13 protein-coding genes are annotated in these 15,525 nt (G+C 63.6%); all 13 read right to left on the reverse strand.

The genetic code is table 11. The features are described from left to right. Position 1 precedes the first annotated feature (1 nt). The 13 genes from LuPra_RS31080 to LuPra_RS31140 all read right to left on the reverse strand — a co-directional run bounded on the left by LuPra_RS31080 (position 2) and on the right by LuPra_RS31140 (position 15,525). Positions 2-1,264 carry a glycosyltransferase family 4 protein gene (locus tag LuPra_RS31080; RefSeq protein ID WP_110174380.1) on the reverse strand — a complete coding sequence of 421 codons (1,263 nt, stop codon included), beginning with the start codon at positions 1,262-1,264 and terminating at the stop codon, positions 2-4. Further along, positions 1,261-2,256, reverse strand: coding sequence for a GDP-L-fucose synthase (fcl, locus tag LuPra_RS31085; RefSeq protein ID WP_110174381.1), 996 nt, complete (start codon positions 2,254-2,256; stop codon positions 1,261-1,263). The genes LuPra_RS31080 and fcl overlap by 4 nt, the downstream gene beginning before the upstream one ends. Positions 2,257-2,515: 259 nt before the next feature. Then, on the reverse strand, positions 2,516-3,874 hold the full coding sequence (locus tag LuPra_RS31090; protein WP_234800639.1) for a transposase: 1,359 nt from the start codon (positions 3,872-3,874) through the stop codon (positions 2,516-2,518). A 75-nt stretch (positions 3,875-3,949) separates the two neighbouring features. After that, positions 3,950-5,125 (reverse strand): glycosyltransferase, encoded by a 1,176-nt coding sequence (locus tag LuPra_RS31095; protein WP_110174382.1) that lies wholly within the window; start codon positions 5,123-5,125, stop codon positions 3,950-3,952. A 106-nt stretch (positions 5,126-5,231) separates the two neighbouring features. Further along, positions 5,232-6,287 carry an acyltransferase family protein gene (locus LuPra_RS31100; protein WP_110174383.1) on the reverse strand — a complete coding sequence of 352 codons (1,056 nt, stop codon included), beginning with the start codon at positions 6,285-6,287 and terminating at the stop codon, positions 5,232-5,234. Beyond that, entirely contained in the window at positions 6,274-7,107 is an 834-nt protein-coding gene (locus LuPra_RS31105; RefSeq protein ID WP_110174384.1) for a glycosyltransferase family 32 protein, read from the reverse strand. Before LuPra_RS31105 ends, LuPra_RS31100 begins: the two co-directional genes overlap by 14 nt. Before the next feature lie 22 nt (positions 7,108-7,129). Further along, on the reverse strand, positions 7,130-8,107 hold the full coding sequence (locus LuPra_RS31110; RefSeq protein WP_162472873.1) for an SGNH/GDSL hydrolase family protein: 978 nt from the start codon (positions 8,105-8,107) through the stop codon (positions 7,130-7,132). Between the two features lie 67 nt (positions 8,108-8,174). Next, positions 8,175-9,614 (reverse strand): MBOAT family O-acyltransferase, encoded by a 1,440-nt coding sequence (locus tag LuPra_RS31115; RefSeq protein WP_110174386.1) that lies wholly within the window; start codon positions 9,612-9,614, stop codon positions 8,175-8,177. 15 nt (positions 9,615-9,629) lie between these two features. Further along, positions 9,630-10,847, reverse strand: coding sequence for a glycosyltransferase family 4 protein (locus LuPra_RS31120; RefSeq protein ID WP_110174387.1), 1,218 nt, complete (start codon positions 10,845-10,847; stop codon positions 9,630-9,632). Next, positions 10,844-11,797 (reverse strand): glycosyltransferase family 2 protein, encoded by a 954-nt coding sequence (locus tag LuPra_RS31125; RefSeq protein ID WP_110174388.1) that lies wholly within the window; start codon positions 11,795-11,797, stop codon positions 10,844-10,846. The genes LuPra_RS31120 and LuPra_RS31125 overlap by 4 nt, the downstream gene beginning before the upstream one ends. Then, positions 11,784-12,983, reverse strand: coding sequence for a glycoside hydrolase family protein (locus tag LuPra_RS31130; protein WP_110174389.1), 1,200 nt, complete (start codon positions 12,981-12,983; stop codon positions 11,784-11,786). The genes LuPra_RS31125 and LuPra_RS31130 overlap by 14 nt, the downstream gene beginning before the upstream one ends. Beyond that, entirely contained in the window at positions 12,980-13,732 is a 753-nt protein-coding gene (locus tag LuPra_RS31135) for a polysaccharide deacetylase family protein (RefSeq protein ID WP_157899910.1), read from the reverse strand. The genes LuPra_RS31130 and LuPra_RS31135 overlap by 4 nt, the downstream gene beginning before the upstream one ends. Beyond that, positions 13,729-15,525, reverse strand: coding sequence for an asparagine synthase-related protein (locus LuPra_RS31140; protein WP_157899911.1), 1,797 nt, complete (start codon positions 15,523-15,525; stop codon positions 13,729-13,731). Before LuPra_RS31140 ends, LuPra_RS31135 begins: the two co-directional genes overlap by 4 nt.

A 15,525-nucleotide genomic window follows, 5' to 3' on the forward strand; every position in this document is an offset into this window, starting at 1 on the left:
ATCACGAGCGGTCGGTCATCACTGACTCGGCGCCCCGCGAGCGTCGATGTCGAAAAGCCTCTTCTACGGCCTCCCACACCCTTGGGGCGACGGCATCCCAGCTCCAGTTTTCCACATACGCTTCCCATGCCCGTGCCGTCATGGCTGCGGCGGCGACAGGGTCACGAAGGAGGTCGAGGCAAGCGCTCACAAACGCTTCCGGCGTGTCGCCGAGCCGCAGCTCCCGGCCATCTTCAACCTCGTAACCGTAGGCTCCTAACGGCGTCGCGACAACTGGGCAACGACGACTGAAGGCCTCTGCGACCTTGATACGTGTCCCCGCGCCAGAGAAGATCGGAATCACTGTTAGAGACCATGTTGCCATTTCGGCCCCGGCGTCGTCGATCCAGCCAAGTATGTCGACACCGTCGACTGAACCGTTGACAACTCGGCCGCCTCCCTTGCCCGCGAGTCGTAGGCGAATGCCGGGCACAGCCTGCCGCAGTGCGGGCCAGCAGTGCGCAAGGAACCAGCGCACGCCGTCGCGGTTGGGCTCGTACTCCAGTAGACCGATGAACCCGATACGAGGTGGATTGCTTGGAGCCCGTGCGGTCTCAACGACGGGCATGTCAAATCCGTTGGGAATGACCAGTAGGCGTCCGTCGGCTCCAAGAGTTCGACGATCGGCGTCACTGCACACCGCCACGACGCCGAAGCGCTTCGCCAGTCGCCGCTCATGGCGGCGCAGTTGCCAGGTTCGCAGGCGAGCTGCAAGCCTGCTCACACTTAAGGAAGTACCTTCGCCTGTCGACGTGGCTGACGCGCTGGGAAGATTGTCGACATCGACGACCGCGTCAGGCCAGTTGGCGGTCATGAAGTAGTTCGCTGTTCTCAATTGAAAGAACCACACCAGGTCAGCGTCAGACTTCATGAGTGCAAGGATATGTTTCTCGGACGCCTCGTCCAAGGCGACGCCGTGAATGTTGACGAACTCTGGTGCGAACAGAGACCTAATCAAGGCACCAAGTCCATGGATGCCGGTCGACTGGACCGGCCACTCGCCGGCCAGATCGAACTCTTCGGCGGTTCTGACCTTCACCGACTCCAAGACAGGATCGGCGCCCACGATTGCGAGCGTCACCTTACCCTTCCGTGCCAGTGCTCTTGCCACTTGCAGGGCACGGATCTGACCACCGTACGCCTGATCGTGCGGCCAGCATGAGAGCACATAAAGGATTCGCTGACGGGAGACCTCAACCGGCGCGCACGTCTCCGCCGCGGTCACGCTTGCTCCCGCACCTCCTCGACACTTCGGCCGCGACCACCCAGGGGCGCGGTGCGTGCCGTGTCTTGATTGGCGAGGAACCAATCGTATGTAGTACGGACACCTTCCGCTAGGTCAATTTGATGGCGCCACCCGAGTGCATGCATGCGCGAGACATCCAGCAGCTTGCGAGGCATGCCGTCCGGCTTGGACGGATCGAAGACCAGCCGCGAACCTGGGTACACGACAGCTCGCACTAGCTCAGCCAGCTCCTTGATCGACAGATCCTCGCCGGTGCCGACATTGACGTGCTGGGCCTCGCTGTAGTGACTGACAAGATACATACACGCGCTCGCCAGATCGTCGACGTGCAGAAATTCGCGACGCGGCGTGCCGGTGCCCCAGATGGTCACCTCTTCTAGTCTCGCCAGCTTTGCATCGTGGAACTTGCGTATCAGCGCCGGCAAGACGTGCGAGCTTTTCAGGTCGAAGTTGTCTCCGGGGCCATAAAGATTTGTCGGCATGGCCGAAATAAAATCTGAGCCGTACTGTGAGCGATATGCCTGACACAGTTTGATGCCCGCGATCTTGGCAATGGCGTACGACTCATTGGTCGGCTCGAGAGCCCCCGTCAGCAGCTGATCTTCAGTCATCGGCTGTTGCGCATGCCTCGGGTAGATGCAAGAACTGCCAAGGTATAGGAGCTTCCGCACGCCGAATGCATGCGCTGCCTGAACGACTGTCGCATGGATCAGCAGGTTGTCGTAGATAAACTCGGCTGGACGTGTCGAGTTGGCTAGAATGCCTCCAACGGTGCCGGCAACTAGGTACACGTGCTCTGGCCGATTGGCGCGGAACCAGTAGTTCACCGCAGCCTGATCGCGCAAGTCAAGCTGGTCTCTAGTCGCAGTCAGCAGATTGGAATATTTCTCTGTTTGCAGACGTCGAACGATGGCGGATCCGACAAGGCCGCGGTGACCTGCGACAAATATTCTGGCGTCAGTACTTGGCATCGCTTCACTCCGGTCAAGGGTGCAACTGTATCGGGCCCGCGGTGACTGGTATTCTCGCTTCTACTTCGGGGGAATAACGCTGTGTCGATCACCCAATCGTCCAAGGACGGTCCTTCCACAGGAGTCCGCGGCTTGCTCGCAGGCCGGGGGCGGCAGTACATTCTCAGTGCGCTACGTATCCGCATGGTCTACCGGGCGCTCGGGTGAGGAGTACGCAAGCGGGCGAGGCGCCTAGCAGCCCGTGGCGCAAGTCACTGACTCATGCCAGCGTCGCCGCCGAGAGCGTGCCGTTGGTGTAGCTGGGCGTAACTATGGGTGACGCGGCGAAGGTCCAAAGAACCGGCCAGGGGAGGCGCAGAGCGTCCACGCTGGCTGCGAGGCAAGCGCAGCGCACGCCGAGACGCGCCTGGAGGCCCCGCGGCGTGCCCGCGCCCACCAGCTGCCGCATGATGAGCCCCAGATTGAAGCCGCCGGCATGCACCAGCAGCCGCTTGAGGATGTTCTGATGCCCGCGCACGTGGGTCCGCCGCAGCGCGCCCGTCTCGTAGAGGTGCGCAAAGGAGCGTTCGACGCGTTCGGCGCGTCGTCGCAGCAGCGCCAGCCCACGCTGCCCGCGGATGCGCCGACGATTTGCGTAGACGAGCGCTTGCGCGTCTGGCACCTGGTCCCAGCGACGGCGGCCGCGGTCGGGCTCCGAGATGTAGGTGCGGATACCGAGGGCGTGCAAATCGATCAGGCTGCGGTTCGCGTGGTAGCCCTTGTCCGCGATCAGTTCGTCGAGGGCGCCGGACGCCCCCGCGCGTTCCAGCTGTTCGGCCGCCTCCACGACGGTCTCGACGACGCTGGTGGTGTCGCCGACGTCGGCGCCCTGCACCGTTACCGCCACGATGGCGCCACTGTCGGCATCGACGGCGTGCTCGGCCTTGTGCGCGAGGTGCGTGCGGCCGTCCTTCATTTTGGTGATCTTGGCGTCGGGATCGTCCGGGTGCGTCCAGTCGTCGTTGGACCCCTTCTTCTTGCGGCGCCGATCGAAGCGCGCCAGCGCCTCGCGGGTCGGCGTCGCGATCCCCGACGCGGCCGCCAGTTGCGTCAGGTAGGCCTGATACGTCTCGCCGGTGTCGCGCCGCACGATACTCCGCATGGCGGCATTGGCCTCGAGCGTCGTCGCGTCCACCGCGAGCGTCTTGCCCGTCAGCAGGCCCTGTGACACCAACTGGGTCTGCACCCACGTGAACACCGCGCGGTGCGTCTCGACGTCGATCAGTCGGCGCGTGCGCGAGATCGTCGAGTGGTCGGGCGTCGCGTCCTCCAGCCCCACGTGCAGGAAGCGACGAATCGCCAACGAATCTGCGGCGCGCCACGCGATGCCCCGCTCCGAGTCGAGGCCTTCGAAGTAGCCCACCAGCAGCAGGCGGAAGTAGCGGCCCGGTGCCAGACCCGGCCGGCCCATGCGGGGCGCGTAGAAGCGGTGACACTCGCCCTCGACGTAGCGATCGAAGCCCGCGGCGTCGAGCACCGCATTCAGCCGCGTGTAAAAGGGATGACCAGGGCCGGTGGGCAACTCCGACGTCGCGATCCACAGCGGTGCCTGATCGTCCTGTCGCGTGCCCATTGCCATGCGCCGCAGTCTACCGGGCGGGATCGATCGTGTCGATCCCTCGTGGGGTAGCTCACACACTTTCACCACGGGCTGCTAGCCCAGCGACAGAAAGAAGGTGTCGAGCTCCCGCGCGTAGCGGTTGATGTTGTAGTAACTCTCGGCAAGCTCGCGTGAGCGGCGCGCCATGCGCGCTGAACCTTCGGGATCATCGGCCAATCGCCGCATCGCGATGGCGAGGGCGTCCGGGTCGCCTGGAGGCACGAAGAGGCCGCACCCCTCGCGCTCCACGTCGATCTGCGTCGGAAGAGCCCCAGTTCTTGTCATGATGAGGGGACGGCCCATCGCCAGAACCTCCAGAAGTTCGGTGAAGCCGACAGCCGTGTACTCTTCCGGGTCCTCGCGAAGAATGAGGAGCGACGCAATGCTGCGACGGTAGTACGCATTCAACAGCTCGTGGTAGCTGAGCCGCTTGCTCTCGAAGTTCCACCCTTGACCTGAGTTGATGACCGTGACGTTGGGGGACCAGCTCACACCGTCAATCTCCCCAGGTACGACTACGGTGACAGGGCCGCCCCACACTGTGGCAGCGGCACTGAGCGTACGGAAGTCTCGGAGAGCGATGCCACACGAGAAGAATGTCTCCGGCCTGTATGGCATTCGAGGGTAGACATCGAGTGTAGCGCCCCAGCCAAGGGTCACCGTGTTCACCCGAGGTGCCAGCAACTTTGCTTGCTGCGCTCCGGCCGGCGTCAGGGCGACGATCCCACTATGCCATCTGGCTAGGTTAAGTGGCTCGCGGGCCCAGAGGTGTGAAACGACGTGGCACTTGATGATGCCGATCTTCTTCAGTATGAGGAGCCAGTAGAGGACGTTGTGCCCACAGAACACGATTCCGTCTGAGCCCAGCCAGTCTCTGATGATGGGCAGCAGCACGAGGTCGTGTGGTAGCGGCCGCCGCCAGAAGTAGAAGTCGGTAACCGGCTCCGGCAGCACCACCTCGTACCCCATTCGCACTAGTTCGAGGCACCCTCTTAGGTGATGTGGCGGCAGGTCCCCAGCCTTGATCTTTTGCCAGACGGCTCGGCCGCCGTAGTTGTCGACGTACAGAACGCGTTGGCGTGTCCTGCCAGCAATGGGACTGAGGATGATTCCACGCGGATCGTCCGTTTCGTTTATGCCTCGGGTGACGGACATTTCTGGCGCTGACGCCGATTCGCAAGGCAATGCCACGTTAGAATGATCGGAACGAACTTTGTTGTTGGTCATCATGAAGAGCCGGATCGAAGTTCAGCTCTACGGGTTTGAAGCGATGCTTCGATGCGCCAACGGTGCCCGACCCGGGCGAGCCAGCGTCCTTCGCGCACCAACACAGGCTTCACGCGAACACCGTCCGATACCACCAATCGACAGGGCGCGAGCGGCTTCGTATCCTCGCCATGAGGCGGACGGCTGCACAGGTCAGCAGGATCGCTACGGCTAGGGCAAGGGCCTTTCCTCCCACTCCAGGGGGAGCGGGCATCCCGCGTCGAAGCACCTGGAGCGCCACGATCTGGACGACATACGCGAACAGAGAGTACTCCCCAAGCTCAACCACGCCTTGCTTAAGGATGAGTCTTGGGTTTAGGCGAGAGGCGCATGCGTAAAGGAAAGAGACGTTGAGGTAGGTGGTGACGACCTGTACCTCGAATGGAGTGTTCCATACTGCAATTGCCGCCAGGTGTAACCCGTAGAGCACGAGCAGGAGCGCAACGTGGCTTGCGAGGAACTCGAGCTTGAAACGCCGTGCGGCTCCTAAACCAGCGCCAGCGACGCCGACTGATATGAATTCGAACTGCGCGTTGCCGTAGCCAGACAAGGCGCGGGTGATGGCGAGCGCCACCATCGCCGAGGCGAGGAGCCACAAGGGCACGCCTGCCACCCTTACGCTCCACCAGATCAAGGGGACGGCAAAGAGAAAATAGGCGATCGGAATCAGGATGCTGAACGCGGCTCCGCCGCCGCCGTGGAGGAATACCGCCTCCAGTCTTTCCGATGGCCACGCCCACTTCAATATATCCGGGTCGATGCTGCCAAGGGCGCTGGCCGTGTCGACGAAATTGAGGACCGTGAACAGTGTGAGCAACTTGACCCCGCGCTGCCACGAGCGGCCGGCAAGCTGCCATGGGGATCCCGCATACCTCGCCAGATAGACCCGTCCGACGATGAATCCAGTGATGAACAAGAACGACGGCGTCAGGAAGCGCAGATAGGGATAGCCTGGCCAATCCAACCCGATGAAGTAGTTAAGCCAATGGTAAAGGACCATCAAAAGCACGAGCGCGCCCTTGACCCAGTCGAGGGCGTAGTCTCTCCCCTCCACGGCCGACGACGCGACGCTCCGAGCCTCGCCTGGGCGGGCACCGGCGGCCGTTACGCTGCTAGCCTCGTGCATCGCCTGCGATGACTGCCCGAGGCTGTTGAGACTGAGGGACGGCGCGGACCGGGCCACGCAGCCGACTATCAGCAAGCAGTTGCCGCTGCAGTCGATCGGCCCACAGCCACCCCAGCCGGCGACGGAGGAAGCCGCCTTTGACACGCCACGTCCCTTCCATCAGGTGCGTTCCGTATCGCCCGAACTGATGCCAGTGCGTCGGATCGCACACGTCTGGTGGAAACAGCACGGTGACGTTCTGAGCAAATTTGGAGTTCTCGACCAAGGTGCGTGAGAGCATGGCCGGTCCAGTCGTGCACAGCACTTCGAAGCCGGCACGAAAGGCGCCGGGAATCCCGTGCAGCATCTCACTCGCCCACGAAGTGTCATGTAGAGACCGGACACAGTTCTCAATCACCCGTCCAAGGAACGGCTCGGACTGAGCAGCCCCGAACGCGTAGTTACCAATCTCCCAGTCAATCCCGGCTCGACGAAGGTGCGCGTTCAACGTGATCTCTTCGAACGGAAACACCGCGGTGCCACTCAAGAGCTCGTCGAGCGGTTCGTAGAGCAGGACGTCGGTGTCGAAGTAGAAGCCGCCGAGTCTGAAGATCGCCAGGTACCGGAAGAAGTCGAAGCGCTGGATGTTCTGTGGGAACGCGTCGAACGCCTCACGATGCTCCGGAAACTCCGTGTCGATGAACCGCCCGACGTCGGCATCGTCGAAGTAGATGTACTCCCAGTCTGGGTGAAGCAGCTTCAGGTTCGTGGCGCTCGCCCTCGCCAACGGGGACAGCGTGCGGCTCTTGCCCGTCTGGATGATTCGGCGCGGAATCGGCATCTGGATGATCTTCGCGGCCGCGCTACCGGGTGATCCCGGGCAGTGCAAGTCGCTGGGCGAGTTGCTCGGAAAACAACGCCGCGCCGTCCGCGTTCAAATGCTGCGAGTTGTAGAACAGGTTCCTCTGCATGCCCAGCGGCGAATCGCTGTAGTCCCAGAGCTCGACGCCGCGACGACGCGCGAGGGCTTCGAAGGCGGCGAAGATCTCGCGACGGTTGACGACCAGTGACTGCGCTTCGGCGTACTCAGGCGAGTAGACGAGGACGACCTTGGCGCCGGCTGCCTGCGATACGTCCACGATCTGTTCGAGCGCTGCCATTGCCTTCGCGTCAGTTGGGTACGAGAGGCCGGTCGACAACGACGCGCGGAAGGCTTCGAAATCGCCCGTCCACGACAGTCGCCGGGGATTGAACCCGTCGACGTAATCCTCCGGCGGCTGGACACCAGCGAATGCGAGCAGGCCCCGCGCCCAGGTGAACCGAGTGTCCTCCACGGTGTATCCGTACAGCGGGATGTGTCGCCACTTCCAAACCGCAGGATCGATCGCCGACAACCCGTGATACAGGTCTGGGTCGTCGAGGTACGGCATGTAGAGCGGCGGGTCGTAGATTTCGCCAGGCTTGGTTGCCTTCAGCGAGAAGGCGTCCAGATTCTGGATGACGAGCTTGGTTCCCGTGTTGTGTCTCAGGTACGCCTGCAGCATCGGCAACTGGACATCCGTAAGGACGCCATTCATGCCCAGATTGTAGGCAGACAGGCCGGTCGCCCTGGTGATGACACGAGGGTCGTAGTGAACGAGCGCCCTGGACGAACCGTTCACGACGACCGCCGCATTGACCGCGCCTGACATGACCCGGTTCAACGAACCGAACTTGGACGTCGTGATCCGCCTCAGCCCCGCATCGGCGAGTGCATCCAGGCCCAATGCCAGAGCGAACATCAGACCCGCGAAGGCGGCCAGCCGGGTGACAGCGGCCCGCGGCTGTGGGCGCACGGCCACGGCGGTGGTGCTTGGGCGAGCAGGGTGCGCGTAGACGGCGGCGGACACGCGATGAAAAGCTAAGCGCTCAGAACTGGAAATAAATGAACTGGCTCGACCGGTACACGCCGAACATCACCACGACGAAAATCGCCGCAGCATAGATGGGCCAACGGACGACGGTGGGCAAGGACGGGACGCGCCGGGCCCAGCGGTATCGCAGGTTGGCGTGCTCGAGGAGTTCCAGGGCCAGTATGGCGCCGACCGCGGGCACGAACTGGCCTGTCCCGAAACTCTCCGTGCCCAGTGCACGCATGTCCCAGTCGGTCGCCAGGTGGCCGTAGATGAACCATGCGTCGTCGAGACTCTCTGCCCGGAAGAGCACCCATGCAAGGCAGGTCAGCACAAAGGTCGTCGTCACCAGCACTCCTCGCCGCACGGCGCTGTCCTCCGACAACCCGGCGACTCGGAATGCCCGGTCCACCATCGGCCCGAAGACCCAGCCGAGGCAGAGATACAAACCGTTCAGAAGTCCCCAAACGACGTAGGTCCAGTTCGCGCCGTGCCACAGCCCGCTGATGCCGAACGTCACCAGGATGTTGAGCCAGCGGCGTCCCGGGCCCACCCTGCTGCCGCCGAGAGGTACGTACAGGTAGTCCCTGAACCAGGTCGAGAGCGAGATATGCCAGCGCCGCCAGAACTCGCTCACCGAAGCCGCATGGTACGGGCGGTCGAAATTCTCCATCAGCCTGAAGCCCAGCACCCGCGCCGTCCCGATGGCAATGTCCGAGTAACCCGAGAAGTCGCAGTAGATCTGGTAGGCGAAGAACACTGTGGCGATGGTGAGTTGCAGGCCGTTGTGGTTCTGGGGCGAGCCATACACGTCGTTGACGAAGATGGCCAGTCGGTCCGCGACGACGAGCTTCTTGAAGAAACCCCACGCCATTCGCCGCAGGCCGCTGGTGACACGGGCGTAGTCGAAATCGTGAAATCGGTGGAACTGCCACAGCAGATTTTGCGGACGCTCAATCGGCCCCGCGACGAGCTGCGGAAAGAACATCACGTAGGTGGCGTACGTGATGAAGTCGCGCTCGGCGGCCTGGCGCCCGCGGTACACCTCGACGACGTAGCTGAGGCTCTGGAACGTATGGAACGACAACCCGATCGGCAGGATCAGCCCGAGCGCCGGCTCGGACAGCTGCCAGCCAAGGAGGCCGGCGAACCCAACGAACATCCCAGTGAAGAACGCGAAGTATTTGAAGACGAACAGGACCATGCAGGTCGCGACGATGCTCACCCATAGCAGGGCCCGCTTCGGTCGACCTGTGACGCGCTCGATGTAGATTCCGGCGACGTAGTCGATCAGGATGGTGACCGCGAGGATCAGAACGTACGCGGGTATGAACGCCATGTAGAAGACGCAGCTTGCCAGCAGCAGCAAGGGCGTTCGCCACGACGCCGGACTGAGGAAGTACAGTCCGCACACCACAGGAAAGAACAGTGCGAACTCGAGCGAATTGAACAGCATCGGAGGACAGGCGGATCAGGAGGCGTGCAACGCCGCCGTGCGGTTGAACGATGCAAGCGCGTCTACGAGGCGTTCGTAGTCGGCACGTCGCGCCTGCCAGCTCTGGTGGCCAGCGAACTCGCGGGCCGCCTCGATTCTGCCGACCTGCTCCGCCGCATGCGCGTACACCTGCCGCATGACTCCTGCGAGACTCTCGACGTCGCCTGGTTCGAAAAAGTTGACCAACGCGTCGGTGAAATAATGCGCGTCGATGCGGGTCCGGGCGACGATCACCGGCACGCCGCACGCCATGAATTCGAGGATCTTCGTGCTGAACGCTTCGTTCCCGAAGCCGTCGGCGCGCTTGGGCACGACACCCACGTCGGCGGCGCTCATGACTTCGGCGATCTGGACCGACGGCAGGAAGTCCTTGATGCGGACCGCCTCGCCGAGGTGCAGCTCCTTTACGAGATCATGTAGGAGCGGCAGTGCCGGACCGCGACCATAGATGTGGAGCTCCGCGCTCGGCATCTGGCTTCGAGCGGCGGCGAACGCTCTGACGGCGAGATCCACGCCCTGGTGGTGATTGAGCGATCCCGGATACAGGAAGACGAACGGCGCGCCATCCGGCCGAGCGCGCTGCCGCGGCCGGAACAGCGTCAGGTCGGGATGATTGATGAAAACGGTGCACTTGTCGGCGGCGGCGCTGCGCCGGTTCAACGTCTCCACCCAGAGATCGTTTGACGCAATCACGTGATCGGCAAACCGGCACGACAGGCGCTCGAGAGCCGCCAGCATGCCGAACGTTTTCGATGGCCGGCCCTGCGCGAACTTGCCAGCATAGAGCTCCGGCATCATGTCGTGAATGTCGAGGATCAGCCGGGCCCCCATCACCTTCGGCAGCCACGCCGCAAAGACGAGGAAGTCCGGGACGTTGTGCACGTGCACGACGTCGTAGCGGCGGCGCACCTGAAGCCAGCTCAGGATGCTCATCGACTTGAGCCAGAACCAGAGCAGCTTGAGCAAGTACATCCACGCGGCTCGCTCCGTCGTCGACCGACGCTGGATCTGGTACACGCGAATCGTTCCCTCGTCGGCGCGCCTGCCAGAGCCCGCAGGCCGTAACGCAATGACGTCCACCTGGTCTCCGCGCGCCGCCAGCGTCCGGACGTAGCGCATCACCCGGTTGTCGGACTCGTGGAACGTGTACGCGAGATGGCAGACGCGTAGAGGCCGCCGAAGAGGCGTGCTCATTCTCGGGACGGGCTGGGCGCGGCGCTGGTCGATCGCTCGTCGACCGCGCCGCGGCCGCGGCCGACGAACGCGCGGAGGCGTTCGAGTTGCTCGGCGCGATGAAAGGCACGAAGGTCCGGCGGCACGGGACTCTGCAGCCTTCTCGCCCAGGCCCACGCATAGCCCGCCATCAGGCAGGCCCCACCAAGAACTAGCGGCTTCTGCCGCATCTGGAATACGGAGCGCAGCAGCTGCCATCCGGGGTGGCCACCGACCAGGAAGTCCTTCTCACCGTGGTTCAGGCGAGCTCGGAGGACATTCCGATCGGCCGTACCCATTGCCCGGTGGTGGAACGAGTACTTCTCGAGGAACGTGCGTGTCTTCCACCCACGCATGCGTGCCGTCGTCACCGCGACCCAGTCAATCGCACCTTGCTTGACCGGCACGTAGCCGCCGACCTCGTCGAAGCAGCGGCGACGAAACAACTGACACGCACCCGAGACGTGTCGGAGATCGGCAAACCGATGCGCATAGCTGTGCACATCCGGCCGTGTCGGATCTTCGACGAATGGGGTCCCGGCCACGCCGAGTTCTGGATCGTCGGCGAACCTGCCGACGAGGAACTCGTAGTAGTCGGCCGGCAGCGTGATGTCGGCGTCGAGGTTGCCAATCAGGTCGAATTGCACTCTGGCTAACGACGCGTACCCGGCGTTGAAGGCGTGCGCCTTGCCCGCGAAGTTCCGCTCAGGCGAGCGCTCGAGTCGAAGCAGGCGAATCCAGGGGTGCCGCTGCGACGCAGCCCTGACAATCGCATCAGTGGTATCGGTGGATCCGTCACTGACGATGACCCACTCGATGGGACGTGTGGTCTGGCCGGCGACTGTGTCGATCAGCTGTTCCAGATGCGCTTCTTCGTTCCACGCCGGCGTGATCAGCGCGTACCGGAGACTGGCGCGGTCAGGCGCGGGCATCGACTGCCTCCAGCGCCACCGCGAGCGCCTTGGCCATCGTCCCCTGGCCCCAGTGCAGCATCGGCGTGCGAACCTTCCTCCAGCCCAGGTCCCGGTAGAAGAAGTGGCCGTCGGCTGCCTGAAGATTGCCGATCGTCCAACTGGCGACCTTCATGGCCGTCGGAAACGCCTGCGGGTCGAGGTCGGAGAGCAGAATCAACGTCTCGATGGCCTGGGCCGCACACTGGATGTCCACGGGAGCCGTGCGATCGTGGAAGTACTTCGGCCGTCCATCCGCCTCGAAGAACGTCCGCGTGAAGTAGCGCATGCCTCGCGCCAGCACATCGTCGAACGACGCATCTCCCGACGCCTTGCGGTAGGTGTCCACGGCGACGAGGTTGTACCCGGTGTGGAAGTTGTCCACCCAGTGATACTTGGGCTCCTCCGCGTAGTACCACGACCCGTCGTCTCGAAGGCGCGCGCAGGTGTACAGCGCCGCCTCTCGAGCCATCGATCTCTGGTGGTCGCTGCCGGTAATCGAGCTGAGTCGAGCCAGAAAGGCGGCGCCCATCACGCTTGCGTTGTGAATGGAGTTCTGGCGATAGGTGACGTAGCTGAGACAGGTGCCGGTCGCCGTCTTCTCGGCCGGCAGCGCGAGGATCCACCTTCCGACGCTCTCGGCCACCTGCAGATAGCGCGCGTCGTCGAGCGCCTCGTACGCCTGGACGAAGACGAGGCCAAGCAGCGAGGACCAGATCAGGGTGGGCTCGCCCTTTGGCCGGCGTCCGCTCCTGGTGGCGTACTCATAAGGGTCGCCCCAGCAGTAGTCGCTGTAGCCAGGCGCGCGGTTGGCCATCAGCCAGTCGAGGCATCGCCGCGCTTCCTTCGCGAAGCGCGCGTCTCTGGTTGTGCGGTACCGCACGAGGTATGCCCACGCCATGTAGCCGAGGCCAATCGCCGACTCGTGCGGCCTCACGCCAAGCAGAGGACGGATATTGAACGGGGCGCGAAGCACCACCTGCTGCAGCACTCGCATAGGCGGCACCTTCCCCATCGTCAACGGATAGAAAAGGGACGAGTTGCCGTCAGCCGGCTCGTAGGCGCGGTACTCGTGTGCCTGCACCCACGCGACGACGCGATCGAAGCTCGTCTCGAGCCTCGACTTGAGCCCGGTCGGCACGCTGATGGTGTCGAGCGACGCACTCATCTGGCGATGCCGAGCTCGGCGCAGACATGACCCATCGGGAGCACCCGCGCGCCGGACTGGCAAGCCAGGGCGACCACTCTTTCGAATGTCGCCGGCGTGCAGCCGTAGGCGGACGGCGTCGGGTCCACGTCGTGAGTCGAGAAGATCAGCCAGCCGCGCCTTGCAGCGCTCTCGTCGATCACCCGCTTGATGGCATCCATGTCGTCGCGCGTCTTGTAGTCCAGGAAGAACGACTTCAGCAGGTGCAGATCGATCCGGCCGGCATTGAAGGTCTGCCCGCCGCCGCGGCTGGCGCGGAAGTGCGGACCGACGGCGCGCTTGACCTGCAAAGTCGGACCCTCGAGCGGAAAGGCAAAGACATCCAGCTCCATTCCTGGAATGACTTCCGCCAGCGCATCGTTATTGGCACGAATGGAACGCTCGAAGGCCTCCGGCGTGGCGCGAGTGCCATCGAGGTGCTCGCGCGTATGACAGCCAATCTCGTGTCCGTCCTCGACGACCTGAGCGACTTCAGCGGCGGTCGCGATGGCTCCCGATGGACTCGGTCCACCGAGCAATGCCGAGGAGACAAAGTAGGTGCCCCGCACGCCGTGCTCGCGCAGGATACGGCCGCCGACCGTGTATGCAGTTCGCGGAAAGTCATCGAATGTGAACGACACGTACGCATGCGGTGCGTCGAGGAGGAAGTGTTGACCTCCCCAGTGCTCGATGGCGTAGCGGCGCCACTTGTTGCGAGCGCGGTGAATCACGCCCACCTCGCCTGCTCCTCGTCACGGACCGTACTCACGTCGCCAAGCCGCTGCTGCCAGGCCGCGTCGTCGAACAGCATGCGCTCGGCCGTTGCCAACGTCATGACCTTGTCAAGGGAATCGGTGTAATTCGCCTGTCCTCGGCAATGTTGGTCGGCCATCGCCCTGACCCGCTCGAGGTCGAGTGACTGCTCGAGACGCGGAGCGGCAGCGGCCAACACGGCTTTCACCGTCGGCGCGAGCTGATGCCGCATCCAGTGCCGGAAGTGGTAGAACTTGTCCACTCCAAGAAACCGGGTCTCGAGGACCGGAGCCGGCAGCACTGCGGCAAGGCGTGCCATCCAGTCCGGCGCACCATGGCTCGTCATGTACTCGGTCTTGATCGCGGCGCGACGCCACAGTTTGCGAGCGCGTGCCGGGCGCGTGACGACGACACCGGCATCTGTCGGCAAGCCGAGCAGTGCTGGCCGCTGGCCGATGACGGCCGCCGCCGACTCACAGGCGCGCCGCACCTCTGGCGCCGCGCCGTACAGAGCCTCCACGACTTGCGGCGCGAGAAACGGCGTCCGGGTAATCACCTGCGATCGTTCGACGACGTAGCGGCCGTACCCCTGGAGGGGAATCTGATGGAACAGCGTTCCGGAGAGCGGGTCGGCGATTCGTGGAGAGAAGGCCGCCTCGGCCTGGGTCATGCAATCGAGCAGTTCAGGACGAAGGAAGTTGCCCTTCGGAACCGTGAACTTGAATGCGCGAACCCCGCGCATCATCTCGCCACCCCAGTTACCGGTGATCCGTGCCGGCGCTATGGCACGCGCCAGCGCGTTGACGTGAAGCTCCGCGGCGCCCGACAGCCCAAGGTATCCGTCCGAGATGTACACCGATCGGTCGAACGTCTGCCGGAAGTTCGCCAGGAACTCGCCGCCCAGTCCGATCACCTGGTGAGGCAGGCCACAGATGCCGGCGACTGACTGAGCCACGGAGACGTCACCGGTCTTTCGATACATGCTGCCGAACGTGTAGGACGGCAGCGGCGGTCCGTCGGCGAGGCAGGCCGCGATCATCCGCGAGTCCAGCCCGCCGGTCAGCGAGAGGGCCGACGCGGGTTCGGCGATTGCTGCTCGTCGAACCTCCGTGCGAAGTGCGGCGGTAAAGCTCGCACGAAAGTCATCGGCACTCAGTCGTGAGCCGCGTTCGAGCTCCTGCTCGACGAAGTACCTGCTAATCCGCACGCCGTCGCGGTCGAACGACAGCATGGTCCCGGGTTCCAGTACAGCAATTCCCCTGAACAGCGATCGCGTCGTCAGCGTGCATCCGCAGGCAAGGAACTCTGCAAGACCCTGCGTATCGAAGGCGCGTGCCTCGGGACAGACAGCAAGGATCGCCTTGGCCTCCGACGCAAAGAACGTCCTTGAACCGACAGTTCGTACGAAGAGACGCTCGCGACCGTATCGATCGTTGAAGAGAATGACGCGGCCGCTCGACGGTTCGGCAACAAGGCCCGCCGATGTCCCGCCGATACCCTGGAAAATGTCTTCGGGGGTCGTGCCGCTTGCGACTGCGGTCGCTCGCTCACCGGTCGTGAGCGTCAGCAGCGGTCCGGACTGGTGCGCAAGCGGCCGCAGCTCGACTTGACCCACGCTTGCTCCGGCCGCAGGCACATGCATTAGCCGCGACGAATACCATGCCTCGAGGCGCATGCTGCGAAGCATCACCCTCGTCTGTGCCAGCAGTTCCTCTGGCAAGCTGCGCGAGCCCGACAACGACGCGTCGATGATCCCGAAGATGCCTGGCAT

The sequence above is a fragment of the Luteitalea pratensis genome (genome assembly GCF_001618865.1).
GTDB lineage: Bacteria > Acidobacteriota > Vicinamibacteria > Vicinamibacterales > Vicinamibacteraceae > Luteitalea > Luteitalea pratensis.